This window comes from Streptomyces sp. NPDC028419, assembly GCF_055565515.1.
The window spans coordinates 146,593-169,721 of sequence record NZ_JBVHUE010000011.1 but is presented as its reverse complement, the minus strand read 5'-3'; the positions used below and the strand labels follow the sequence as shown (position 1 = coordinate 169,721).

Annotated in this window: 21 protein-coding genes; 14 read left to right on the top strand and 7 right to left on the bottom strand. The window is 72.0% G+C overall.

Translation table 11 applies throughout. The features are described 5' to 3' along the window. Window positions 1–41: 41 nt before the first annotated feature. Window positions 42–1,319, top strand: coding sequence for a cytochrome P450 (locus tag ACZ4UB_RS15680; RefSeq protein WP_468070561.1), 1,278 nt, complete (start codon window positions 42–44; stop codon window positions 1,317–1,319). Here the strand turns inward: ACZ4UB_RS15680 and ACZ4UB_RS15675 are convergent. Further along, the gene (locus ACZ4UB_RS15675; RefSeq protein ID WP_354383114.1) at window positions 1,279–2,004 is read right to left on the bottom strand and encodes a hypothetical protein; all 726 of its coding nucleotides are present in this window, start codon (window positions 2,002–2,004) and stop codon (window positions 1,279–1,281) included. The two genes, ACZ4UB_RS15680 and ACZ4UB_RS15675, sit on opposite strands and share 41 nt — an antisense overlap. A gap of 129 nt (window positions 2,005–2,133) precedes the next feature. Here ACZ4UB_RS15675 and ggt point away from each other — a divergent pair, with 129 nt between their 5' ends. Continuing rightward, window positions 2,134–3,936, top strand: coding sequence for a gamma-glutamyltransferase (gene ggt / locus ACZ4UB_RS15670; protein WP_468070560.1), 1,803 nt, complete (start codon window positions 2,134–2,136; stop codon window positions 3,934–3,936). Between the two features lie 13 nt (window positions 3,937–3,949). Here ggt and map read toward each other — a convergent pair whose 3' ends face one another. Further along, on the bottom strand, window positions 3,950–4,717 hold the full coding sequence (gene map, locus ACZ4UB_RS15665) for a type I methionyl aminopeptidase (protein ID WP_468070559.1): 768 nt from the start codon (window positions 4,715–4,717) through the stop codon (window positions 3,950–3,952). 79 nt (window positions 4,718–4,796) lie between these two features. Here map and ACZ4UB_RS15660 point away from each other — a divergent pair, with 79 nt between their 5' ends. The 8 genes from ACZ4UB_RS15660 to ACZ4UB_RS15625 all read left to right on the top strand — a co-directional run bounded on the left by ACZ4UB_RS15660 (window position 4,797) and on the right by ACZ4UB_RS15625 (window position 13,065). Further along, window positions 4,797–5,048 carry a helix-turn-helix transcriptional regulator gene (locus ACZ4UB_RS15660; protein ID WP_354383117.1) on the top strand — a complete coding sequence of 84 codons (252 nt, stop codon included), beginning with the start codon at window positions 4,797–4,799 and terminating at the stop codon, window positions 5,046–5,048. Window positions 5,049–5,128: 80 nt separating this feature from the next. Beyond that, window positions 5,129–6,433: an alginate lyase family protein gene (locus ACZ4UB_RS15655; protein WP_468070558.1), complete on the top strand. Its 1,305-nt coding sequence runs from the start codon at window positions 5,129–5,131 to the stop codon at window positions 6,431–6,433. Continuing rightward, window positions 6,423–6,803, top strand: a complete 381-nt coding sequence (locus ACZ4UB_RS15650) for a PPOX class F420-dependent oxidoreductase (protein WP_468070557.1) — start codon at window positions 6,423–6,425, stop codon at window positions 6,801–6,803. The genes ACZ4UB_RS15655 and ACZ4UB_RS15650 overlap by 11 nt, the downstream gene beginning before the upstream one ends. Before the next feature lie 45 nt (window positions 6,804–6,848). Then, complete coding sequence (locus tag ACZ4UB_RS15645) at window positions 6,849–8,225, top strand: hypothetical protein (RefSeq protein WP_468070556.1); 1,377 nt, start codon at window positions 6,849–6,851, stop codon at window positions 8,223–8,225. Between the two features lie 212 nt (window positions 8,226–8,437). Further along, window positions 8,438–9,280 (top strand): nitrilase-related carbon-nitrogen hydrolase, encoded by an 843-nt coding sequence (locus ACZ4UB_RS15640; protein ID WP_354383121.1) that lies wholly within the window; start codon window positions 8,438–8,440, stop codon window positions 9,278–9,280. 38 nt (window positions 9,281–9,318) lie between these two features. Next, window positions 9,319–10,572 carry an aspartate aminotransferase family protein gene (locus tag ACZ4UB_RS15635; RefSeq protein WP_354383182.1) on the top strand — a complete coding sequence of 418 codons (1,254 nt, stop codon included), beginning with the start codon at window positions 9,319–9,321 and terminating at the stop codon, window positions 10,570–10,572. A 48-nt stretch (window positions 10,573–10,620) separates the two neighbouring features. After that, the gene (gene hydA / locus ACZ4UB_RS15630) at window positions 10,621–12,009 is read left to right on the top strand and encodes a dihydropyrimidinase (RefSeq protein WP_468070555.1); all 1,389 of its coding nucleotides are present in this window, start codon (window positions 10,621–10,623) and stop codon (window positions 12,007–12,009) included. 39 nt (window positions 12,010–12,048) lie between these two features. Next, window positions 12,049–13,065 (top strand): TIGR03842 family LLM class F420-dependent oxidoreductase, encoded by a 1,017-nt coding sequence (locus tag ACZ4UB_RS15625; RefSeq protein ID WP_468070554.1) that lies wholly within the window; start codon window positions 12,049–12,051, stop codon window positions 13,063–13,065. A gap of 97 nt (window positions 13,066–13,162) precedes the next feature. On the opposite strand, the gene ACZ4UB_RS15620 is transcribed toward ACZ4UB_RS15625, so the two are convergent. Further along, window positions 13,163–13,582, bottom strand: a complete 420-nt coding sequence (locus tag ACZ4UB_RS15620) for an ester cyclase (protein ID WP_468070553.1) — start codon at window positions 13,580–13,582, stop codon at window positions 13,163–13,165. A 99-nt stretch (window positions 13,583–13,681) separates the two neighbouring features. On the opposite strand from ACZ4UB_RS15620, the gene ACZ4UB_RS15615 reads away from it, so the two are divergent. The 3 genes from ACZ4UB_RS15615 (at window position 13,682) to ACZ4UB_RS15605 (ending at window position 16,920) form a co-directional block, all read left to right on the top strand. Beyond that, the gene (locus tag ACZ4UB_RS15615; protein WP_468070552.1) at window positions 13,682–14,260 is read left to right on the top strand and encodes a PadR family transcriptional regulator; all 579 of its coding nucleotides are present in this window, start codon (window positions 13,682–13,684) and stop codon (window positions 14,258–14,260) included. A gap of 20 nt (window positions 14,261–14,280) precedes the next feature. Then, entirely contained in the window at window positions 14,281–15,264 is a 984-nt protein-coding gene (locus tag ACZ4UB_RS15610; protein ID WP_468070551.1) for an NADPH:quinone reductase, read from the top strand. 258 nt (window positions 15,265–15,522) lie between these two features. Continuing rightward, the gene (locus ACZ4UB_RS15605) at window positions 15,523–16,920 is read left to right on the top strand and encodes a glycoside hydrolase family 43 protein (RefSeq protein WP_468070550.1); all 1,398 of its coding nucleotides are present in this window, start codon (window positions 15,523–15,525) and stop codon (window positions 16,918–16,920) included. A 121-nt stretch (window positions 16,921–17,041) separates the two neighbouring features. Here ACZ4UB_RS15605 and ACZ4UB_RS15600 read toward each other — a convergent pair whose 3' ends face one another. After that, window positions 17,042–18,757, bottom strand: a complete 1,716-nt coding sequence (locus ACZ4UB_RS15600) for an LPXTG cell wall anchor domain-containing protein (RefSeq protein WP_468070549.1) — start codon at window positions 18,755–18,757, stop codon at window positions 17,042–17,044. A 550-nt stretch (window positions 18,758–19,307) separates the two neighbouring features. Between ACZ4UB_RS15600 and ACZ4UB_RS15595 the strand changes: the two genes are divergently transcribed. Beyond that, entirely contained in the window at window positions 19,308–20,429 is a 1,122-nt protein-coding gene (locus ACZ4UB_RS15595; RefSeq protein WP_468070548.1) for a hypothetical protein, read from the top strand. 13 nt (window positions 20,430–20,442) lie between these two features. Here ACZ4UB_RS15595 and ACZ4UB_RS15590 read toward each other — a convergent pair whose 3' ends face one another. The 3 genes from ACZ4UB_RS15590 to ACZ4UB_RS15580 all read right to left on the bottom strand — a co-directional run bounded on the left by ACZ4UB_RS15590 (window position 20,443) and on the right by ACZ4UB_RS15580 (window position 23,096). Continuing rightward, window positions 20,443–21,201: an SDR family NAD(P)-dependent oxidoreductase gene (locus ACZ4UB_RS15590; protein ID WP_468070547.1), complete on the bottom strand. Its 759-nt coding sequence runs from the start codon at window positions 21,199–21,201 to the stop codon at window positions 20,443–20,445. Window positions 21,202–21,273: 72 nt separating this feature from the next. Next, complete coding sequence (locus tag ACZ4UB_RS15585; RefSeq protein WP_468070546.1) at window positions 21,274–21,867, bottom strand: TetR/AcrR family transcriptional regulator; 594 nt, start codon at window positions 21,865–21,867, stop codon at window positions 21,274–21,276. Between the two features lie 65 nt (window positions 21,868–21,932). Continuing rightward, window positions 21,933–23,096 (bottom strand): alpha/beta hydrolase, encoded by a 1,164-nt coding sequence (locus ACZ4UB_RS15580; RefSeq protein WP_468070545.1) that lies wholly within the window; start codon window positions 23,094–23,096, stop codon window positions 21,933–21,935. Window positions 23,097–23,129: the final 33 nt, after the last annotated feature.

Sequence of the window (23,129 nt, the reverse complement as noted above, 5' to 3'; positions counted from 1 at the left end):
CCCCCTTGCGGTGCGCCGCGCCCGCCCGTCACCGTGGCCCCATGGACCACGTCCCCCGTGCCGGCGGTGCCCCCGCCGTCCCCGACGTCTTCGACCCCCGCACGTACGCCGCGGGCATCCCGCACGCGCGCTACCGGATCCTGCGCGACCACCACCCCGTGGCCTGGCAGGCCGAGCCGGAGGTCCTGGGCTGGCCCGCCGGACCCGGCTTCTGGGCCGTCACCCGGCACGCCGACGTGGTGCGCGTGCTGCGCGACCACGCCGGGTACTCCTCCCACCTCGGGGCCACCCAGATCCGCGACCCCGCCCCCGCCGACCTGCCCTTCATCCGGCGCACCATGCTCAACCAGGACCCCCCGGACCACGGCCGGCTGCGCCGGCTGCTCGCCCGAGCCTTCACCCCGGCCCGGGTCGACGCCTTCGAGGGCCGGGTCCGCGAGCGCGCCCGCGGCCTGCTGGCCGCCGCCCGCGACGCGGCCGTGGACGGCTCGGTCGAGGTGGTGGGCGCGGTCACCGACGAGTACGCGCTGCTGGGCCTCGCCGACCTGATGGGCGTCCCGGCCGCCGACCGGGGGCTGCTGCTGGAGTGGACCGTACGGATCATCGGCTACCAGGATCCCGACGACGCGCCCCCGCCGCGGCTCGGCCCGGACGGGGTGCCGCTGGACCCCCGCTCGCCCGCGCTGCTCGGCGAGATGTTCGACTACGCGCGCGAGCTGGCCGCGGTCAAGCGGGCCCGTCCCGCGGACGACCTCATGAGCGTGCTGGCCCGCGCCGAACTGGCCGAAGGGGAGCTGGAGATGTTCTTCTTCCTGCTCACCGTCGCCGGAAACGACACCGTACGGTCGGCCGCCCCCGGCGGACTGCTCGCCCTGGCCCGCGCCCCCGAAGCCGGCCGGCGACTCGCCGCCGGCCTGGTCCCGGTGGACCGGGCCGTGGACGAACTCCTGCGCGTCCACCCGCCGGTGCTCAGCTTCCGGCGCACCGCCACCCGGGACACCGTGCTGGCCGGCCGCCGGATCCGGGCCGGGGACAAGGTGGTCGTCTTCCACGCCGCGGCCAACCACGACGAACGGGTCTTCGTCGACCCGGGCCGCACCGACCTCGGCCGCTCGCCCAACCCGCACGTCTCCTTCGGCGACGGGCCGCACGTCTGCCTGGGCGCGCACTTCGCCCGGCTTCAGCTCCGGGTGCTCCACGAGGAATGGCGCGCGGTGCTGCCACCGCCCGAACTCACCGGCGAGCCCAAGCGGTTGGTGTCGAACTTCATCAACGGGATCACCCGGCTGCCGCTGCGGGTGTCCGGGCGCTGCGGGTGACGTCCGCCATCAGTTCGGCCACGTCCGGCCCGTAGGCGTCGGAGTTGATCACCTTCACCACGACGCAGAAGGAGTCCTCACCGTAGGTCCGCGCGAGGCGCTGGTGGTGGCGGGCCAGGTAGCGGGCCCCCGCCTGGTTGCTCATGGCGGTCTGCCCGGAGATGAGGAAGACCGGGCGGGCGCCCCGCCCGTTCGTCAGCCGGGCCAGCAGGACGTGCTCCACCGCGCCCTTCTCCCAGCGGTAGACCTCGCCGCCGACGTGGATGGCGCCGCGGTCCGGCCCGGGCTCGCTGCTGAGGTCCACCCGTACCCCCGGCAGCATCGAGGCGAGGTGGGCGGTGGTCCGTACGTTGGAGATCGGCCCGCCGACGCAGAACTCGGCCCGTTCGCCGAAGCCCTGGCGGACCCCGTCGTGCGAGACGATCTGCACGTTCGCCCCGCAGTCCTTGATCAGTGCCGATATCTCCAGCAGCGCGAAGGCGTCGTTGCGGTGCACCGAGCCCTCGCTCCCGCCCATCTGACGGTTCACCACGAACAGGCAGTCCGAGCCCGGCGGCAAGCCGAAGAAGGCCTGCTTGCGGCGCAGCGCACGGCGCCACAGGTACGTACGGGAGAACCAGCCGAAACCGCCGCTGACGGCGGTCGCCACCACCCCGAGCACGATGTTGCGTACGTCGTCGTTCATGCGGCGGATCGTAGGGGGTGACCTCGCCGTCGTGCCAGGCGCGGGCGCCGGGGCGGGAATCCGAGCCTTCCTGACGCGGCGCCGGCCGGCCGTTAGGCTCGCGGGCACATTGCCTTAAGTGGAGGTTCGATGCGCCGTCCCACCGCACGCGCGTTACCCCTGTTCGCCCTCACCGCGGCCCTCGCGGCGACCGCCGCCGCCCCGCCCGCCGCCGCCGACGCGGCCGCGCCGCCCAAGACCCCGGTCGCCGTCGGCTACGGCGGAGCCGTGGCCAGTGTCGACGCCGACGCCTCGGCGGCCGGGATCGCCGTCCTGCGCGCGGGCGGGAACGCGGTGGACGCCGCCGTCGCGACCGCCGCGGCCCTCGGGGTCACCGAGCCGTACTCGGCGGGCGTCGGCGGCGGCGGGTACTTCGTCTACTACGACGCGAAGTCCCGCCGGGTGCACACCATCGACGGTCGCGAGACCGCTCCCGCCTCGGCCACCGCCACCCTCTTCCAGGAGAACGGCGTCCCGATCCCCTTCGACCAGGGCCAGACCAGCGGCCGCGGCGTCGGCGTCCCCGGCACCCCCGACACCTGGGACACCGCCCTCGCCGCGTGGGGCAGCCGCCCGCTCGGCCAACTCCTGCGCCCCGCCGAGAAGCTGGCCCGCGACGGCTTCACGGTGGACGCCACCTTCCGGGCCCAGACCGAGCTGAACCAGGACCGGTTCAAGGACTTCCCGGACACGAAGAAGCTCTTCCTGCCCGGGGGAGCGCTCCCCGTGGTCGGCTCCACCTTCAAGAACCCGGACCTGGCGGCCACCTACGCCGAGATCGCGCGCAAGGGCACCGGCGTCCTCTACCGCGGCCCGATCGCCGACGACATCGTCGCCGCCGTGCGCAAGCCCCCGGTCGACCCGGCCGCCACCCGGATCGTCCGCTCCGGCGACCTCACCGCCCAGGACCTGCGCGCCTACGACACCAAGCGGCAGGCCCCCACCCGGGTGGGCTACCGGGGCCTGGACGTCTACAGCATGGCGCCCTCGTCCTCCGGCGGCACCACCGTCGGCGAGGCCCTGAACATCCTGGAGCGCAGCGACCTCGGGAAGCTCTCCGAGGCCCAGTACCTGCACCGGTTCATCGAGGCCTCCCGGGTCTCCTTCGCCGACCGGGGGCGATGGGTGGGCGACCCCGCCGCCCAGGACGTCCCGACCCGAGCGCTGCTCTCCCAGGAGTTCGCCGACTCGCGGGCCTGCCTCATCTCGCCCGACAAAGCGCTGACCAGTCCGCTCGCGCCGGGGGACCCGCGCCACCCCACCCCCTGCGCCACCACCGGGAAGGCCGCCCCGACCACCTACGAGGGGGAGAACACCACCCACCTGACGGTCGCCGACCGCTGGGGCAACGTGGTCTCCTACACCCTCACCATCGAATCCACCGGCGGCAGCGGCATCACCGTTCCCGGCCGCGGCTTCCTGCTGAACAACGAGCTGACCGACTTCTCCTTCGCCCCGGCCGCCGCCGGCGTCCCGGACCCGAACCTGCCCGGCCCGGGCAAGCGGCCGCGCTCCTCGATGTCCCCGACGATCGTCCTGAAGGACGGGCGGCCGGTCCTGGCCGTGGGTTCCCCGGGCGGCGCCACCATCATCACCACCGTGCTCCAGACCCTCGTCGGGACCCTGGACCGCGGGCTCCCGCTGGTCGACGCGATCGCCGCGCCGCGCGCCAGCCAGCGCAACCAGACCACCACCGAGCTGGAACCCGGGCTGTGGAACAGCCCGGTCCGCGGCCAGTTGGAGGCCCTGGGGCAGGGCTTCCGGCAGAATCCGGAGATCGGCGCCGCCACCGGCGTCCAGCGGCTCCCGGACGGCCGCTGGCTCGCGGCCGCCGAGACCACCCGGCGCGGCGGCGGCGCCGCGATGGTCGTCAGCCCGCACGGGCGTCCGTAGGGGTACGGGCGTCCTACGGGACCGTGAGGATCCGCGGGCCGGCGGTGGTGATCGCCACGGTGTGCTCCGCGTGCGCCGCCCGGCTGCCGTCGACGGTCCGCAGGGTCCACCCGTCCCCGTCGGTGAGGTAGTCGTCCGTACCGCCGGCGACCAGCATCGGCTCGATCGCGAGGACCATGCCGGGGCGCAGCTTCATGCCGCGCCCCGGCGGGCCCTCGTTGGGCACGCCCGGATCCTCGTGCATCGCGCGGCCGATGCCGTGGCCGCCGAAGCCGTCGGGTATGCCGTACCCCGCCGCGCGGCCGACGCTGCCGATCGCGTGGGCGATGTCGCCTATGCGGTTGCCGGGGACGGCCGCCGCGATCCCCGCGGCCAGGGCCCGCTCCGCCGTCGCGATCAGGGCGAGGTCGGCGGGACGCGCCAGGCCGACGGTGAAGCTGACCGCCGCGTCACCGGCCCAGCCGTTCAGGGTCGCCCCGCAGTCGATGCTGACCAGGTCGCCGTCGCGCAGCCGGTAGTCGTCGGGGATGCCGTGCACGATCGCGTCGTTGACCGAGGCGCACACGACCGCGGGGAAGGGGACCGGCGCGAACCGCGGCCGGTACCCGAGGAAGGGCGAGCCCGCGCCCGCCTCGCGCAACACCTCCCGGGCCACCGTGTCCAGCTCCCGCAGGGACACGCCGACGTCGGCGGCCGCGCGCACGGCGCCCAGGGCGCGGCCGACCACGCGGCCGGCCGCGCGCATCGCATCGATCGATTCTTCCGTCTTGAGTTCCACCATGCCGATTACTATACCGGTATTTCTATACCGGGATACTCGTAACGGTATAGAAATTGGGGTGGCGGGGTAGCATGGACGCATGGTCCGCACCCCCCTCACCCCGGAAGAGCGCGAGCGCGGCGAGCGCCTGGGCGCCCTGTTGCGCGAGTCGCGCGGCAGCCGCAGCATGGTCGAGGTCGCCGCGGCCGCCGGGCTCTCCGCCGAGACCCTGCGCAAGATCGAGACCGGCCGGGCCCCCACGCCCGCCTTCTTCACCGTCGCCGCCCTCGCCGCCGCCCTCGACCTCTCGATGGACGACCTGATGCGGCGCTGCGCCTTCGTACCCGTCTGACGGGACGTCTTCGTCCGCCGAACGGCCCAATCGGCGGTGGGAGGAGCCGGGCGCGGGGCAAGCGTGAAGGCGTGTCAGCCATGAACGCATCCAAGCGACTCGGTCTCGGTCTCGTCGGAGCCCTGCTGGCGAGCGGACTGCTGCTCGCCGCCTGCGCCGCACCCGACGGCCGGGCCCATGCCAAGAAGCCGGGCGACGTGGTCTTCCGTCACCCCGGCGTCGTCGTCAGCCACACCCAGCTCCAACACGCGAAGAAGATGGTCGCGGAGGGGAAGGAGCCCTGGCGCACGGCCTACCAGGACCTGCTGCGGAGCAAGTACGCCTCGCTCTCCTACACCGCCCACCCGGCCGACGTGGTGCCCTGCCCCTTCAACTCGGGCCCGCAGTCCTGCCTGGACGAACGCCAGGACGCCATCGCCGCCTACACCCACGCGCTGCTGTGGTCGGTGACGGGGCGGACCGCCCACGTCCGCAAGGCCGTCGAGATCATGGACGGTTGGTCCGCGCGGATGAAGCGGCACGAGAAGGACAACGGCGGGCTGCAGGCCGCCTGGTCCGGCTCCACCTGGGCGCGGGCCGCCGAGATCGTCCACGCGGACTACCCGAACTGGGAGAAGTCGCAGGTCGACCGCTTCAAGGAGATGCTGCGCACGGCCTATCTGCCCGCGGTGCGGGCCCAGGTGCCGACGTACAACGGCAACTGGGAACTGGCGATGACGGACGCATCCTTGTCCATCGCCGTCTTCCTGGAGGACCAGGCCGTCTTCAAGGAGTCGCTGGATCGATTCCGCACGCGGGTGCCGGCGTACTTCTACCTCCGCAAGGACGGTCCGCACCCGATCGGTCCCGCGCACACCGCCATCGACACCCCGGACAAGGTGAAGGCGTACTGGTTCAACCAGGGCACCTACGTCGACGGCGTCGCGCAGGAGACCTGCCGCAACCTCATGCACGTCGGCTACTCCCTGGCCGCCTCCGCGCACATCGCCGAGACCGCCTGGTACCAGGGCGTCGACCTCTACGGGGAGGAGGGAGACCGGATCAAGGCCGCGCTGGAGTTCCACGCGAAGTACCAGCTGGGCGAGGAGCCCCCGCAGTGGCTCTGCGGCGGCAAGGTCGAGCGGACCATGGGTCCGGACCTGGAGGTGGCCCTGCACCACTACGCGACGCGGACCGGCGCGGACCTCCCGTACACCCGCCGCCTGGTCGAGACGATGCGACCGGCCGGGACCGACGACCTCTTCGTCGCCTGGGAGACCCTGACCCACGGCGAGGCGCCCGCGACGGGCCGGGGGCCGGTCGTGGACGCGCGCGGCGAGGACGTCGAGCGGGGCTACGAGCAGGGCTCCAGAGGGGACCGCCTAGTCTCGGTCCATGACTCTTGAGGAGCTGGCCCGGTCCCGGTACGTCAGTCTCACCACCTACCGCAAGGACGGGACGCCGGTGGCGACGCCGGTGTGGTTCGTGGTCGACGGCGGCGAGGTGTACATCTGGACGAAGAGCGACACCTGGAAGGTGAAGCGGATCCGCAACGACGCGCGGGTCTCCGTCATCGCCTGCGACGTGCGCGGGCGCTCCCCGCAGGGCGCGACCGCGCTGGCGGGGGAGGCCCGGCTGCTCGACGACGCGACCCTGAACCGGGTGCGCAAGCTGCTGGCCAAGAAGTACACCTGGCAGTACTGGGCGGTGGACCTTCCCGCGCTGCTCGCCCGGGGCGGGAAGCGTCCGCACACCGGGATCGCCGTCAGGGTTTGAGATTCCCGTAGCCCGCCCGTAACACGGGTGGGGTCCAATGCGGGGATGGATACGGTGAGTTCGACCGCGATCACACAACTGGCCGCAGATCTCCGGGTGTTGACGGGATCCCTGGATCCCGGAGCGGGTTGGTACGGGGAATTCCTGCGGCGGGACCCGGACGGGATGCGGGCCTGTCTCGACGGGGACGCGATACCGCCGTGGGACGTCGTGGAATCCCTGCTCCAGGACCTGGCGGAGCTGCGGGGCGCGCCGTACGCGGCCGAACGGGCCTCCCACGCGGCCCGGTTGCGGGCCGCGGCGGTCCTCGCCCACGACCGGCAGCCCGGCGGCGAGGCGGAGCTGCACGTGCTGCTCGCGGCCGCCGGTGCGCAGCGCGGGGCCTCCGAGGCCGCCGTACACGACCTGACCGCGCGGCTGTCCGGCGCGCTCGACCCGGCGGCCGCCGCCGGGCTGGCCCGGGAGCTGTCCTGGACCCGGGACGACCTCGCCCGCGCCGCCTCCCGCTGCGCGGACCTCGCCGACCGGCTGACCGCCCTGGCGCACCCGCTCCCGGCCGTCCCGCGCCAACGGCCGCCGGTGGGCGGGCCGGAGGCGGCCCCCGCGGCCGGGTTCGAGGTCGCCGCGCCGGCCCCGGGCGGGCGCGGCGGCACTCGCAAGCCCCGCAGCCCCCGCAGGAGCGGCGGGGCGCGGTTCGCCGGAGCCGCGCCGCAAGGCGACGCGGCGGTCGTGGCCCCGCCCGGGCTGGCGGACGCCCCGGACGCCCTCCACCCCGCGGCCCCGAGCGGGGCCCGCTTCGGCTACCCGGCTGCCGGGGGGCTGCCGGGTACGGAGGGGGCGGGCCGGCCGGGTACGGAGGCCGGCGCGCCCGGGGGCGCGGGGGCGCCGGAGCCCGGGGCGGGGACGCCCGTACTGGTGGCCGAGTTGATCGAGCTGAGGGGGCGGGGGCGGACCGGGGAGGCGCACGCACTGCTGTGCGAGGCCGCCCGGTGGGACGCGGCGTTGCTGGCCGGGCTGGCCCGGGAGCTGGAGCGGGCCGGGCTCGGCGCCGACTGGGCCACCCTGCTGTGGGAGGCGGCCTCGCTGCCCCCCGACCGGCTGGCCGCCCTCGCTGCCGCCCTGAGCGACGCCGGCCGCACCGCCGACTGCGAGCGGCTGCTGCGCCAGGGCGCCGCCCGCCCCGCCCCGGAGATCGCCGAAGCGGCCCTCGCGCTCGGCGCGGCCGGCCGGTCCCGCGAGGCCGACGCCCTGCTGACGGCGTTCGTCCGGGTGCGCACCGCGGAGGAGGCGGCCGCCCTCGCGCGCCGGGACCCGCGCTGGTTCGCGCCGCGGTTGCTGGCGGCGGCCCGCGGGTTGGCCGGATCCGCCCACCGGGATCTCGTCCACGCCTTCCGCGTGGCCAAAATCGCCCCCACCGGCTGAGCCCCCCGGGGCCGTCCCTCCCGGCCCTCCCGCCCCCCTGTCCGACTTGCGGCCCTGGCTGAACACAATCGACCACGGTGCGACCTATGTTGATCGTCTCGGCCATCCGTGCGCGGTGGTCTTGCCCCGGAGTGTGACGAGGCTTACTTTCGACTCCCTACGCACACCGTCTACGTGCGTAGAGGCCGGCGTCCCGTCGCAAGGAGCAGCTCATGGCCCACCTCGTCCGCGCCGCGCTGGTCCAGGCCACCTGGACCGGCGACACCGAGTCGATGATCGCCAAACACGAGGAGCACGCGCGCAGGGCCGCCGCCCAGGGCGCGCGGATCATCGGGTTCCAGGAAGTCTTCAACGCCCCGTACTTCTGCCAGGTGCAGGAGCCCGAGCACTACCGCTGGGCGGAAGCCGTACCCGACGGCCCGACCGTCCGCCGGATGCAGGAGCTCGCCCGCGAGACCGGCATGGTCATCGTCGTGCCGGTCTTCGAGCTGGAGAGCGAAGGCTTCTACTACAACACCGCGGCCGTCATCGACGCCGACGGCAGCTACCTCGGCAAGTACCGCAAGCACCACATCCCGCAGGTCAAGGGATTCTGGGAGAAGTACTACTTCCGTCCGGGAAACCTCGGCTGGCCCGTGTTCGACACGGCCGTCGGCAAGGTCGGCGTCTACATCTGCTACGACCGCCACTTCCCGGAGGGTTGGCGCGCCCTCGGCCTGGCCGGTGCCCAGCTCGTCTACAACCCCTCGGCCACCTCCCGGGGCCTGTCCGGCTACCTCTGGCAGCTGGAACAGCCCGCGTCCGCCGTCGCCAACGAGTACTTCGTCGCCGCCATCAACCGCGTCGGCCAGGAGGAGTACGGCGACAACGACTTCTACGGCACCAGCTACTTCGTCGACCCGCGCGGTCAGTTCGTCGGCGACGTCGCCAGCGACAAGGAGGAGGAACTCCTGGTCCGCGACCTCGACTTCGACCTGATCAAGGAGGTCCGCGACCAGTGGGCCTTCTACCGCGACCGCCGCCCCGACGCCTACGGAGGGCTCGTACAGCCGTGACCGACCCGATCCCGCTCCACACCCGTCACCAGGCCGTCATGCCCGACTGGCTGGCGCTGTACTACGACCGCCCCATCGAGCTCACCCACGGCGAGGGCCGCCACGTCTGGGACGCCGACGGCAACCGCTACCTGGACTTCTTCGGTGGCATCCTCACCACGATGACCGCCCACGCCCTCCCCGAGGTCACCAAGGCCGTCGCCGACCAGGCGGGGCGGATCATCCACTCCTCCACCCTGTACCTGAACCGGCCGATGGTCGAACTCGCCGAGCGGGTCGCCGCCCTGTCCGGCATCCCCGACGCCCGGGTCTTCTTCACCACCTCCGGCACCGAGGCCAACGACACCGCCCTGCTGCTGGCGACGACGTACCGCCGCTCCAACCAGGTCCTGGCGATGCGCAACAGCTACCACGGCCGGTCCTTCGCGACCGTCTCCATCACCGGCAACCGCGGCTGGTCCCCGACCAGCCTCTCGCCGCTCCAGACGTACTACGTCCAGGGCGCGGTGCGCCACCGCGGGCCCTTCGCGGCGCTGTCCGACGCCGATTTCACCGCCGCCGCCCTCGCGGACCTGGAGGACGTGCTCGGCCAGGCGCGCGGCCAGGTGGCCGCCCTGATCGCCGAACCGGTGCAGGGCGTCGGCGGGTTCACCTCCCCGCCCGACGGGCTCTACGGCGCCTTCCGCGAGGTCCTCGACCGGCACGGCATCCTCTGGATCAGCGACGAGGTGCAGACCGGCTGGGGCCGTACCGGCGAGCACTTCTGGGGCTGGCAGGCCCACGCCCAGAACGGCCCGCCGGACATCCTGACCTTCGCCAAGGGCATCGGCAACGGCATGTCCATCGGCGGCGTCGTCGCCCGCGGCGAGATCATGAACTGCCTGGACTCCAACTCCATCTCCACCTTCGGCGGATCCCCGGTCACCATGGCCGCGGGCCTGGCCAACCTCGGCTACCTCCTCGAACACGACCTCCAGGGCAACGCCCGCCGGGTCGGCGGCCTGCTGCTGGAGCGGCTTCGCGCCGTCACCGCCGGCGTGCCCGCCGTACGGGAGGTGCGCGGCCGGGGCCTGATGGCGGGCATCGAACTGACCCGGCCCGGCAGTGACCAGGCCGACCCGGAGGCGGCCGCGGCCGTCCTGGAGGCCGCCCGCACCGGAGGACTGCTCCTGGGCAAGGGCGGCGGCTACAACACCAGCGTGCTGCGCATCGCACCACCGCTGTCCCTCACGGTCGCCGAGGCGGAAGAGGGCGCGGAGATCCTCGCCCAGGCCCTGCGCACCCTGGACTAGCGCTGCCCCTCTTGGTTCGCAATCGCAAGGCGAAGGGAATTCTCGGGCATGACCAGAACCCTCATTACCGGTGGCCTTGTCGTGACGGCTTCCGACGAGTTGCATGCGGATGTTCTCATCGAGGACGGCCGTGTCGCGGCGATGGCGACGCCGGGCAGCCAGCAGTGGACCGCCGACCGGGTGATCGACGCCTCGCAGAAGTATGTGATCCCGGGCGGGGTCGACGCGCACACGCACATGGAGCTGCCGTTCGGTGGCACCTTCGCGTCGGACACGTTCGAGACCGGGACCCGAGCCGCGGCCTGGGGCGGGACGACGACGATCGTCGACTTCGCGGTGCAGACACCAGGACACTCGCTGCGGGAAGGCTTGGACACCTGGTACGCGAAGGCCGACGGTAAATGTGCGATCGACTACGCGTTCCACATGATCGTGTCCGACGTCAATGAACATTCCCTCAAGGAAATGGATGGACTCGTCGAAGAAGGCGTAAGTTCGTTCAAATTGTTCATGGCGTACCCGGGCGTGTTCTATTCGGACGACGGGCAGATCCTGCGGGCGATGCAGCGGGCGTCGGGCAACGGCGGGCTGATCATGATGCACGCCGAGAACGGCATCGCGATCGACGTCCTCGTCGAACAGGCCCTGGCGCGCGGGGAGACGGACCCGCGCCACCACGGCGAGGTCCGCAAGGTCCTCCTGGAGGCGGAGGCCACCCACCGCGCGATCCAGCTCGCGCGGGTGGCCGGCTCTCCCCTGTACGTCGTGCACGTCTCGGCGGAGGAGGCGGTGGCAGAGCTGGCGGCGGCCCGGGACAAGGGTCTGCCCGTCTTCGGCGAGACCTGTCCGCAGTACCTCTTCCTGTCCACCGACAACCTGGAGGAGCCCGACTTCCAGGGCGCCAAGTACGTCTGCTCCACCCCGCTGCGCCCCCGCGAGCACCAGGCGGCGTTGTGGCGGGGGCTGCGGACCAACGACCTCCAAGTGGTCTCCACCGACCACTGCCCCTTCTGCTTCCGCGGTCAGAAGGAGCTGGGCCGCGGGGACTTCTCCAAGATCCCGAACGGGCTGCCGGGCGTGGAGAACCGCATGGACCTCCTGCACCAGGCGGTCCTGGACGGGCACATCAGCCGGCGTCGCTGGATCGAGATCGCGTGCGCGACCCCGGCCCGGATGTTCGGCCTCTATCCGCAGAAGGGCACCATCGCGCCGGGCTCCGACGCCGACATCGTCCTCTACGATCCGCACGCCGAGCAGGTCATCTCCGCCGAGACGCACCACATGAACGTGGACTACTCGGCGTACGAGGGCAGGCGGATCACCGGACGCGTCGACACCGTGCTCTCGCGCGGCGAGGTGGTCATCGACCGCCGGGAGTACACCGGGCGGGCCGGTCACGGGGCCTTCGTCCACCGCTCCACCTGCCAGTACCTGTAAGCCGCACCCACACCCGAACGCAGTAGCAAGGAGCCATGCATGGACTTCGGCCTCGTCCTGCAAACCGACCCGCCGGCCTCCGAGGTCGTCAGCCTCATGAAGCGCGGCGAGCGCAATGGCTTCCGCTACGGCTGGACGTTCGACTCGGCCGTGCTGTGGCAGGAGCCGTTCGTCATCTACAGCCAGATCCTGGCCCACACTCAGCGCATGCACGTGGGTCCGATGGTCACCAACCCCGGCACCCGCACGTGGGAGGTGACGGCCTCCACCTTCGCGACGCTGAACGACATGTACGGCAACCGCACGGTCTGCGGTATCGGGCGCGGGGACTCGGCGATGCGGGTCGCCGGGCGCGCGCCCAATACCCTGGCCCGCCTCGGCGAGGCCATCGACGTCATCCGTGACCTGGCGGAGGGGCGTGAGGCCGAGGTCGACGGGAAGCCGCTACGGATTCCGTGGATCCGGGACGGGAAGCTGCCCGTGTGGATGGCGGCGTACGGGCCCAAGGCCCTCGCACTCGCCGGACAGAAGGCCGACGGGTTCATCCTGCAACTCGCCGACCTCTACCTCACCGAGTGGATGATCAAGGCGGTCCGCCAGGCCGCGGCCGAGGCCGGCCGGGACCCCTCCGCGATCACCATCTGCGTGGCGGCCCCGGCGTACGTCACGGCTGACGACTCGGCACAGGCACTGGACCACGCCCGCGACCAGTGCCGCTGGTTCGGGGGGATGGTCGGCAATCACGTGGCCGACTTGGTTTCCCGCTACGGGGAGCACTCCTCGATGGTTCCCGAGGAGCTGACCGAGTACGTCAAGTCCCGCCAGGGGTACGACTACAGCCACCACGGCCGGGCCGGGAACCCGTCCACCGACTTCGTCCCCGACGAGATCGTCGACCGCTTCTGCCTCCTGGGCCCGGCCGAGGCGCACCTCGCCAAACTCCGAGCCCTGCGCGCCCTGGGCGTCGACCAGTTCGCCCTCTACGCCATGCACGATGCCCGTGAGGCCACCATCGATGCGTACGGGCAGCAGGTGATTCCGGCCGTCAACGGTTAGCGCCACCGCAGCGGAGGCCGCGACCGCGCTGATGCCGCCTGCCACGCAGGCCAGGACGCGGGGGATTCGCGCATGGTGGAGGAGGCGACCGTCTGCCTCACTGCGCCGGTACGGCACCGATCTGCCGCATCACCCCGAGGAGGTCGGGCTGGCCCCGTTCGCCGACGATCCGGCCGTCTGCCAGGTAGTAGAAGTTCATGGCCTGCACCGAGATCGTGTTGCCGCTTGCCGGGATCCCGAAGAATTCACCGTCGTGGGTTCCCCGCATGGTGAACCGCGCGGCCACGGTGTCTCCTTCCGTGACCGTCTCCTCCAGCGTCCACTGGACGTCCGGGAAGGCGCTGCGCATCATCCCGAGGACTTCCATGTACCCATCGGGCCCCCTCAGCGGTTCCGGGTGGCTCGGCGCGTGGAACACCGCGTCCGGAGAAATGACCTCGCGGGCGAGGTCCTCGTTGCCCGTGTTGATGAACTCGACGAAGCGGATCATCACTGACCCGGTGGACTGCGACGGCATCTTGCTGTGCCTCTCCTGAGACGTTCGGTCGGATACCTGCGAGCGTAACATCGAATCGATGTTCACATCGATTCGATGTAGGCGTGCGAAGATGGGGTCATGCTGGAACTCGCGATACTCGGCTTCCTCGCCGAGGCCCTCCTGCCCGGACACGAGCTGCGCCGCCGTGTCTCACAGCTGACCGGCTACACGCGGCCGGTCAGTGACGGCAGCCTGTATCCGGCGATCAACCGCCTGACCAAGGCGGGCTTGATCGAGCGGCGCGCCGACCCGGCCGCGGGGGCGGCCCGATACGTGCTCAGCCTGACCGCGGCCGGGCGCGCCGACATGCTTCAACGCCTGCGCAAGCCCGCCGACCACGAGATCACCGACTTCACCCGGTTCTACATCGTCCTGGCCTTCCTCTCCCACCTGCCCGACGTGGCCGAACAGCACGCGGTGCTGCGCAGACGGCTGGAGTTCCTGGAAGAACCGGCGAGCTTCTTCTACGCCGACGAGCGGCCCCTGCGTGCCGAGGAAGTCGCCGACCCCTACCGGCGGGGCATGCTGCTCACCGCCCGCGCCACCAGCCGCGCGGAGCGGACCTGGCTGCGCGAGACCCTCGGGGAGGAACCGCCCGTATTCGGCACCGGACGCGCCGACAGCGATCCGCACACACCCGCCGCTCCCGCGAGCTGACCGTCCACGGAGATACCCCCATGCTTGCATCCTGGTACGACGACCAAGGCCCGGCCGCCGATGTCCTGCACGTCGGTGAACTCCCCGATCCGGTCCCCGGTCCCGGCGAGGTCCGCGTCCGCGTCACCGTCTCGGGTGTCAACCCCGGCGACACCAAGAAGCGGCGCGGCTGGCTCGGCTCGTCCATGCCCTTCCCGCGGGTGATCCCGCACAGCGACGCCGCCGGGGTCATCGACGCCGTGGGCGCCCACGGCGACGCCCGTCGCGTCGGACAGCGGGTCTGGGTGTACGGCGCCCAGTCCTACCGCCCCTTCGGCACGGCTGCCCAGTACACCGTCGTCCCCGCGGATCTGGCCGTACCCCTGCCAGACCACCTCGGCGACGAGCTGGGGGCGAGCCTCGGCATCCCCGGTATCACCGCCCACCGCACCGTCTTCGTCGACGGCCCGGTCGACGGCCGACTGGTCCTGGTCCACGGAGTCCTCGGCGGCGTCGGCTCGCTGGCCGCCCAGCTCGCCCACTGGGCCGGCGCGACCGTGATCGCGACCGTCCGCCGCACCGCGGACCTCGACCGCGTCGACCCGGCCGTCGTCGCCCACGCCGTCGCCCTGGACACCGGCGAGGCCGCCGCGGCCATCCGCTCGTACGCGCCGCGGGGCGTCGACCGGATCATCGAGGTCGCGCTGTCGGACAACGCCGACCTCGACAACGCCGTCGCCGCCGACAGCGCCGTCATCGCCGCCTACGCCACCCGCACGGACCGCACCGAGATCCCCTTCTGGCCGCTGCTGTTCAACAACGTCACCCTGCGGCTGCTCGGCAGCGACGACTTCCCCGCCGAGGCCAAGCGTCAGGCCGCCCGCGACCTCACCTCCGCGGCCGCCGTCGGCGCCCTCACCGTCGACGTCCGCGAGCGCTATCCGCTGGACGACATCGCCAAGGCCCACGACCACGTCGACGCCGGCGGTGGCCACGGCCGCATCCTGGTCACCATCCCCCAATAGCGCAGACGGAGTGCTGGCCGGCCAGCGGGACGACCTTGCGCGTGACCTTGACGCGCTATTCGGGCTGACCCATAGTGATGGCCACCGAGCCGCTCTCATCTGCCGCGCGATCCGGCTGAATGGATTGTTAGCGCTAACAATCGACCACCCGCGGGACCCGCTGCATCCCGCGGTCCGGGCGCCCCCGCCCAGCACTGCGACGGTGCGTGCCGCGACCGCCGAGAACGGCCGCCCGCCCCCACGCACCCTGGAGCGCGAATGACCGCAACGACCGGCCCCGGCCCCCACCCGTCGCGCCGCCTGTTCCTCGGTATGGCCGCCACCGTCCCGCTGTCCCTGTCCGGAACGCTGGCCCTGGGCGCGCGGCCCGCCTACGCCGCGGACGCGGCCTACGTCATGGGCTACTTCACCGAGTCCGCGGCCTTGTTGGACGCCAACTACGGCCTGCACGTGGCCGTCAGCACCGACGGCCTGCGCTGGATGCCGCTCAACCAGAACAACCCCGTGGTGACCCCGACCGCGGGTGCGGGCGGCCTGCGCGATCCGTTCATCATGCGCAAGCGGGACGGCACCTTCGTCGTACTCGCCACCGACCTCAAGGGCTTCGACTGGGGCTACAACAGTCAGTACATCCACGTCTGGGACTCCGCGGACCTGCGCGGCTTCACGGGCTACCGACGCCTGAAGCTGCACGACATGGTCACCCACAGCTGGGCGCCCGAGTCGTTCTGGGACGCCGGCCGGGGCGCGTACGGGATCATCTACTCGTCCGTCAACGCCAGCGGCCACGGCGTGATCATGGTGAACTACACCACCGACTTCCAGACGGCGTCGTCCCCGCAGGTCTTCTTCGATCCCGGCTACGACATCATCGATGGCACTCTGGCCGCGGGCGTCAACGGGGTCAACTACCTCTACCACAAGAGGGACGAGACCCTGGTCGGCGCGCGGTCGACCACCCTCGATCCGGGCAGCTTCACGCCCTTCAGCACGGCGACCGCTCACGGCGCCACCGAGGCGCCGACCCTGGTGAAGTCCCTGACCTCCGGATCCTGGTACCTGTGGGGCGACACCTACTCGCCGAACGGCGTCTTCTACGCCTGGCAGAGCAACGACCTCGCCGCCGGCACCTGGACCCCGCTCGACCAGCGCCTCTACACCCAGCCGCTCAACTCCAAGCACTGCACGATCGCGACGATCACCATGACCGAGTACGACAACCTCGTGGCGAAGTGGGGCAGCCCCGCCTGGAACCGGCTGAAGTCCTACAACTACCCCGACCGTTACGTCCGTCACGCCAACTCCGTCGCCCGGATCGATGTCTACCCGTTCGACCCGTACACCGAGTCGCAGTGGAAGCTCGTACGCGGCCTGGCCGACAGCGCGGGCGTGTCCTTCCAGTCGGTCGACTTCCCGACCCGCTATCTGCGGCACTCCAACTACGACCTGCGGCTGGAAGAGAACGACGGCACCGCGATCTTCGCCGCGGACGCCACGTTCCACAGGACCGCCGGCCTGGCCGACTCCTCCTGGTCGTCCTTCCGTTCGCACAACTTCCCGACGCGTTACATCCGGCACACCGGCTACGTCCTGCGCATCGACCCGATCGCCACCGCCACGGAGAAGGCCGACGCCACCTTCCACGTCGGCTACTGACGCCGGCCTTGTTCGTCACCTGACCACCGACGCCGACGGCGACACCGACGCGGAGGCCGACGGCCCGGCGCGCGCCACGGGTGGGTGGCGTCGCTGCCGGGCCGTCGGCCCTCACGCGGTCTCACTTCCCGTGCGAAGCCCCGCGGCGACGTCCGCGAAGCACCAGCACGATGCCGGCCGCGATGACCAGCAGGCCACCGAGGGCGCTGTAGGCGATGGTGTTGCTCACCCCGGTGGAGGCCAGGCCGCCGGACGTGCTGCCCGGGGTCGGCCGGCCGACGGGTACGCCGCGCTCCGCCTGCGCACGGGTGCCGGTCGTTCCGGAGGCGGTGACGACCGGCGTGGCGGCGGTCGGCGTGTGGGCGGGCGTCGGCTTGGCAGCGCCGGCGGTCCCCGACGCGGGCTTCAGCTGAAGGGTCGTGATCGAGTACGGCGGCAGCGTCTGTGCGTCCGCCGTGCCCCGCTGCGCCGCCGTCAGGGCAGTGTCTCCCTTGGCATACGAGACGGTCGTGACCGCCCCGGCCGCCGGGGTGAATCCGGCGTACGAGAGCGACACCGGCGCCGCGTTCTGCGGGCTCTTGTTGACCAGCATGACGTTCAGACCGCCGTCGCCGCTCCGCACCGCGTGCACGGCAACCGACGAGTCGCCCGAGGACGACTTGACCATGGTGTCGCCGGGCTGCGCCAGTGCGGTCAGTGAGCGGATGCCCCAGTAGGTGGGGAAGGGCGTGTCGCGCGGCGGTTGGCACTTCCCCCCGGCGCAGGTTTCGGCGGAGAGAATGCCCCCGTCCTGGTAGTCGGTCTGGCCGTGGACGGTGGTGGGTGCTTGGTCCGTGCCGTTGTGCAGGTTCCACCAGTCCACGTGGGTGGCACCCTGCTCGAACCAGGTCATGTAGGTGTCCGGCGCGAACAGGGCCGCGGCCTGGCTGGTCAGGGCGGGCGAGCCGACGCCGTCGGTCTCGGTGACCGCGATCTCCACCGAAGCGGCGCGCGAGCCCGTGTACTTGGCGATCAGCGAGCGCAGCTCGGACGTGGTGGCGGCGATCTTGGAGGGGGTGTTCAGCAGGTCGGCCGTGGTGGTGCCACCCGGATACCAGTGGACGATGACGAAGTCGATCGAGCTTGCCGCGATGGAGAGCACCGTGTGGTTCCAGTCGGCGGTGTCACCGGGAGCCTTCTCCTTGTCCGGCCAGCCGCCGGGGGTGGTGAGCACCGCTCCGATCTTCACCTTCGGGTCCACGGCCTTCATCGCCTTCGAGTAGGCGACGAGGTTCTTTCCGTACTCCTTCGGGCTCTTGTCGGCGTGGGTGTCGGTTTCCCAGCCCTTGCCGTTGCCGTAGTGCCCGTTGCCGTAGACCTCGTTGCCGATCTCCCAGTACTTCACGCCGTAACCCTTGTCGACGTTGGCGTACTTGACCCAGTCGGCGGCCTCCTGGGGGGTGCCGGAACCGTAGTTCGCGGTCAGGATCGGCTGGGCGCCGACCTTCCGCGCGGTGGCCATGAAGTGGTCGAAGTCGGTGTTGGAGGGGATCCAGCCGCTGCCGTCGCCGGAGGTGTGGGTCTTCCAGTGGTAGTCGTCCGCGCCGGAGCCGCCGGGATAGCGCAGTTGCCGGACTCCCGCGGCCTTCATCAACGATGTCACCTTCGGGTCCCCCATGTGCTCGTCGCCGAAGCCCGTGTTGAGGCCGACACCACTTGTGGGCACGGTGCCCAAGGAGGTGCCGGCATCCACACTGATGCGGACGGTCGGCGCGGCGCCCGCGCTGGGCGCCAGGGCGCCGACACCGGTCGAGGCGGCGAGCACCGCCACCGCCCCCACGACCACGTGCCGGACCATCCGGCTACGGCGGGGCGTGCGATCCCGAGGCATCGGCTGTCCGGGGGATCTCGGGTTGCCTGGTGACATGTGGGGCTCCGATCGGGTGTTGACGCGGAGGGCGTGGGGCCGCTGATCACGGCTCGCCCTCGTCGGTACCCCCCTAAGTGGCCGCCCGGAGCGGAAAGGTTGCCGTTTCAAACATCTTTTTCCGAGACGCGGTCGCACCGTCCCACCGGACCCGGTGGCCCCGTGACACGCCCGGGCTGGCCCTTGCCGCCGGGGCCGCGGGCGGACGACGTCGTGCAGGTGCGTGGCGGCGCCCGCCTACGTGGGCGAGGACCTGGCCCACGCCCGCGACCCGTTCGCCCTCGCCAAGGGCGACCAAGTCCGCTGTTGTGAGCCTTTCTTGACGCATGGTCACAGATAGGGGCATGAAGTCACCGGAATAAGTGGGGCATAGCCGGCGGATACGTGGCGACATCAGACTTCGCACCAGTGTGCCGAGGGTGCGGGGGCACGGTCGTCGCCCGTCGCCCCGGCCGTCCGTACGACGGTGATGGAGAAGGAAATGATCACGAACATCGGCCGCACCCTGCGTGCGGCCGCGGTGACGGCCGTCGCCGGCGTCGCGCTGGCCGCCGCGCCGGCGAACGCCGCGGCGCCGGTCTGGGAGACGTTGCCCCAGCCCGTCGCCGGGCAGGGTGGCTCGTACATCCTCCCGTTCGACGCCGAGAGCGCCGTCGGGAAGACCCTGCGGCCCCTTTGCGGCAGCTGCAGGGTCTCGGAAAAGCTGTACCAGAAGACCGGGAACAGCTGGAAGGAGCTGACGCCACCGGCCGACGCGGGCATCGCCACGCTGGCCGGCACGGCCAACGACGACGTCTGGGCCATCGGTCGCAAGGACACGAGCACCGGTGTCTTCCGGGTGAACCACTACGACGGGACCTCGTGGTCGGGGAACCTCAGCCCGGACACCCAGAAGCTCGAACTCATCGCGGCCAAGGCCGTCAGCCGCAACAGCCTGTGGGCCGTCGGCAACTCCCGCGCGAACGGGTCCCCGGCGGTGACGCACTGGAACGGGACGTCCTGGAACACCACCGCCTTCGACCAGATCCACGGCGGCCTCGACGGCCTCGACGTACGGGCGGAGAACGACATCTGGGCCGTCGGCCACCGCTCCGCGGGCGGCCTGGCCAACGACCGCTTCCAGGGCCTCGCCCTCCACTACGACGGCACCCGGTGGACCGAGGTACCGGTGCCGGCGACGGCCAAGGTCAGCACCCTGCTGGACTCGGTCAGGAGCAGCGGGCCCAACGACGTCTGGGTGGCGGGGCACATCCTCGACGAGAAGGGCCTGGGCACGCCGAGCGCCGGGGCGTACGTCCTGCACTGGGACGGCGCCGCCTGGACCCGCCGTGACGTCCCGGGAGCCGACTTCGCCCGATCCTTCGCCGTGTACGACGGGCGCGTCCACCTCGGCGTCTCCGGAGGGAAGGGTCCGAAGCTGGTCCGCTGGACCGGCGCCGCGTGGGAGGCCGTGAGCGGCGTCCAGGCGGGCCTCGACGGGGTGTCATCGCTGGCCACCACGCCCGACGGCGCGCTCTACCTGGCCGGGTACAGCGGCTTCGACACCATCTTCGGCGGTCGCGAGTACTACCTCCAGCGCCTCGGCGCCCCGGCCGCGCGCTGACCCCGCGCGCGCGTCAGGCGGACGAGCCGCTGTCCACGACCAGGTCGGCGCCGACGACGGCGCCGGCCGCGGGCGAGGCCAGGTAGAGCACGGCGGCGGCGATCTCCTCGGCCTCGGCGACCCGGCCGAGCGGGTTCTGCGTCTTGACCCGCTCGGCGCGGTCGGCTTCGCTCTCGCCGGGGAGCAGGGACATCGGGCCGGCCGAGGCGCCGGGACTGACGGCGTTGATGCGGATCCCCTCGCCGATGTGGTCGAGGGCCGCGGCGCGGGTGAGGGTGGTGACGGCCGCCTTGGAGGTGAGGTAGGCGGCGGCGTTCGGGATGCGCTGGTGGGTGCCGAGGTTGGACGAGACGTTCACGATCGCGCCGCCGCCGCTGGTGCGCATGTGGGCGATCTGGTGCTTCATCGACAGCCAGACGCCGGTGACGTTGGTGTGCAGGACGGCCGCCCAGTCCTCCTCGGTGATGTCGGCGGTCGGGGCGGTCCCGCGGAGTATCCCCGCGTTGTTGACGGCGATGTCGAGGCCGCCGAAGAGGGCGACGCCGCGCTCGACGAGGGCGCGGACCTGGTCGGAGTCGGTGACGTCGGCGGTGACGGCCTCCGCGGTGCCGCCCGCGGCCCGGACCAGGGCGACGGTCTCCTCCAGGGTGGCCGCGGTGCGTCCGGCGGCGATCACGCGGGCCCCTTCGGCCGCGAAGGCGAGGGCGATGGCGCGGCCGAGGCCGGTGCCCGCACCGGTGACCAGGACGCTCTTGTCGGTGAAGCGGCTCACGAAAATCTCCTTATTGGAACGAACGGTTCAATATGAGGGCAGCAAAAAAGAGGGGCTGAGTGCCCGTGTGGATCAGGCGTGCGGGTCCAGGAGGGCGAGGGCCTGCTCGGCCGCGTCCCGGACGCGCGCCGGGTCCTCGGTCGCCTTGCCGACGACCCGGATCCCCTGCATCAGGACCAGGAGGAGCCTGGCCAGGGCGCGGGGGTCGCGGTCCGGCAGGAGTTCGCCCTGTTCCCGGGCCCGGGAGAGGGCCGCGTGGAGCAGTGTTTCGAGGCGGTCCCAGTCGCTCTCGACCCGACGGGCGGCCTTCGGGTCGTGCGGGGCCAGTTCGGTGGCGGTGTTGGTGAGGAAACAGCCGGTCAGCCGGAATTCCGGGGAGCCCGCCTCGGCCGCGAAGCGGCGTACGACGCCTCGCACCGCCGGCAGGGCGGGGCCCGGGCGGGAGAGCTCGGCCAGGAGCCCGGGGAGCGTCGACTCGGAGTAGCGCTCCAGCGCCTTGAGGTACAGGTCGTGCTTGGTGCCGAAGGTCGCGTAGAGACTGGCCCGGCCGATCCCGAGGTGCTCGACCAGATCGGCCACCGACGTGGCTTCGTAACCACGGCGCCAGAACAGCTCCAGAGCTGACTGCAGCGCGGCGTCCGGATCGAATTCCTTGGTCCTGGCCATGCACAAGATCATAGGCATCTCTGGAACGCTCGGTCAAGAATGCCTGGGTGCCGGGCGCCCGTCGGTCACGGGGTCGGGGGCCCCCAGCCGTTCGGGCAGGTGGGCGGGGTGGTGGGGCCGTAGGTGTACGACAGGAAGTCCTGGAGTTCCGGGACCCAGAAGGGCCAGGTGTGATCGCCCGCGCCGCGGCAGTAGCGGTGGGTCACCGAGCGGTCGGCGAGGTCCTGGTGCAGGGCCGCGTTCCAGGCGCCGATCTCGACCTCGCCGCGGCCGTCGGCGCCGCCCGCGTACAGGGCCATCCTGCCGCTGTACGTGCCGTACCTGCCGTCCAGCGCCAGGTTGGCCGGGTTCTGGCCGGGCCAGGTGTCCGGCGCGCCGAAGACCGTCGCCATCCGGTACGGGGTGTCACCGGTGACCCGGTACTTCCCGTCGAGCAGCCCGGTCCACTGGATCGAGGCCCCCACCGTCCAGGTGGACTGGGCGATCAACTCCTGCGCGGACGCGGGGTAGATGTCCGTACCGCCCGAGAACGCGCCGACGGCGGAGAAGAGTTCCGGATAGCGGCCGGCGTAGCGCAGGGCTCCGTAGCCGCCCATCGACACGCCCGCCACGGCGCGGCCCGACGCCGACCTGACCGTGTTGAAGTTCGCGTCGATCCACGGCAGCAACTGCTTGACGTGGAAGGTCTCCCACTGCGGGGCGAAGAAGCCGTCCGTGTGCCCGGGCCAGTCGCTGTACCAGCCCGCCTGGCCCGCCTCCGGCATCACCACGATGCCCTTGAACGCCGAACCCCGCACCGCTGCCGTGATGTTGCCCTGGTCGCTCTTCGACCACTGCTCGACGTCCCCGGTGCCGCCGTGCAGGAGGTACAGCACGGGGTACGGGTGCGCCGGGTCCCGCCGGTAGTCCTCGGGCAGCAGGATCCGTACCCGTACCGGCACCTGGCCCGTCGTCGGGGGGCCGCCGTGCGCGGCGAAGAGGGCGGGCGTGGTGAAGGACGCGTCGCCCATCCGCTCGCTCTGACCGGTGGCGACGGACCAGCTCCGCAAGGTCAACCCCGAGGCGTTGGGCGCGGGCAGCGAGGGGAGCGGAGCGACGGCCGCGGCCGGCGCGGGCGCGGGCGCCGCCACGAACGCCAGCGCCAGGGCCGCGGCGCAGGCGAGCAGCGCCGCTCCCCGGCGGGTACGGCGTGGTGACGACGGGCCGGCCGATCCGCGCGATCCGCGCATGGAGATCCCCCTGGTCGGTGGTACGTGCCGCTG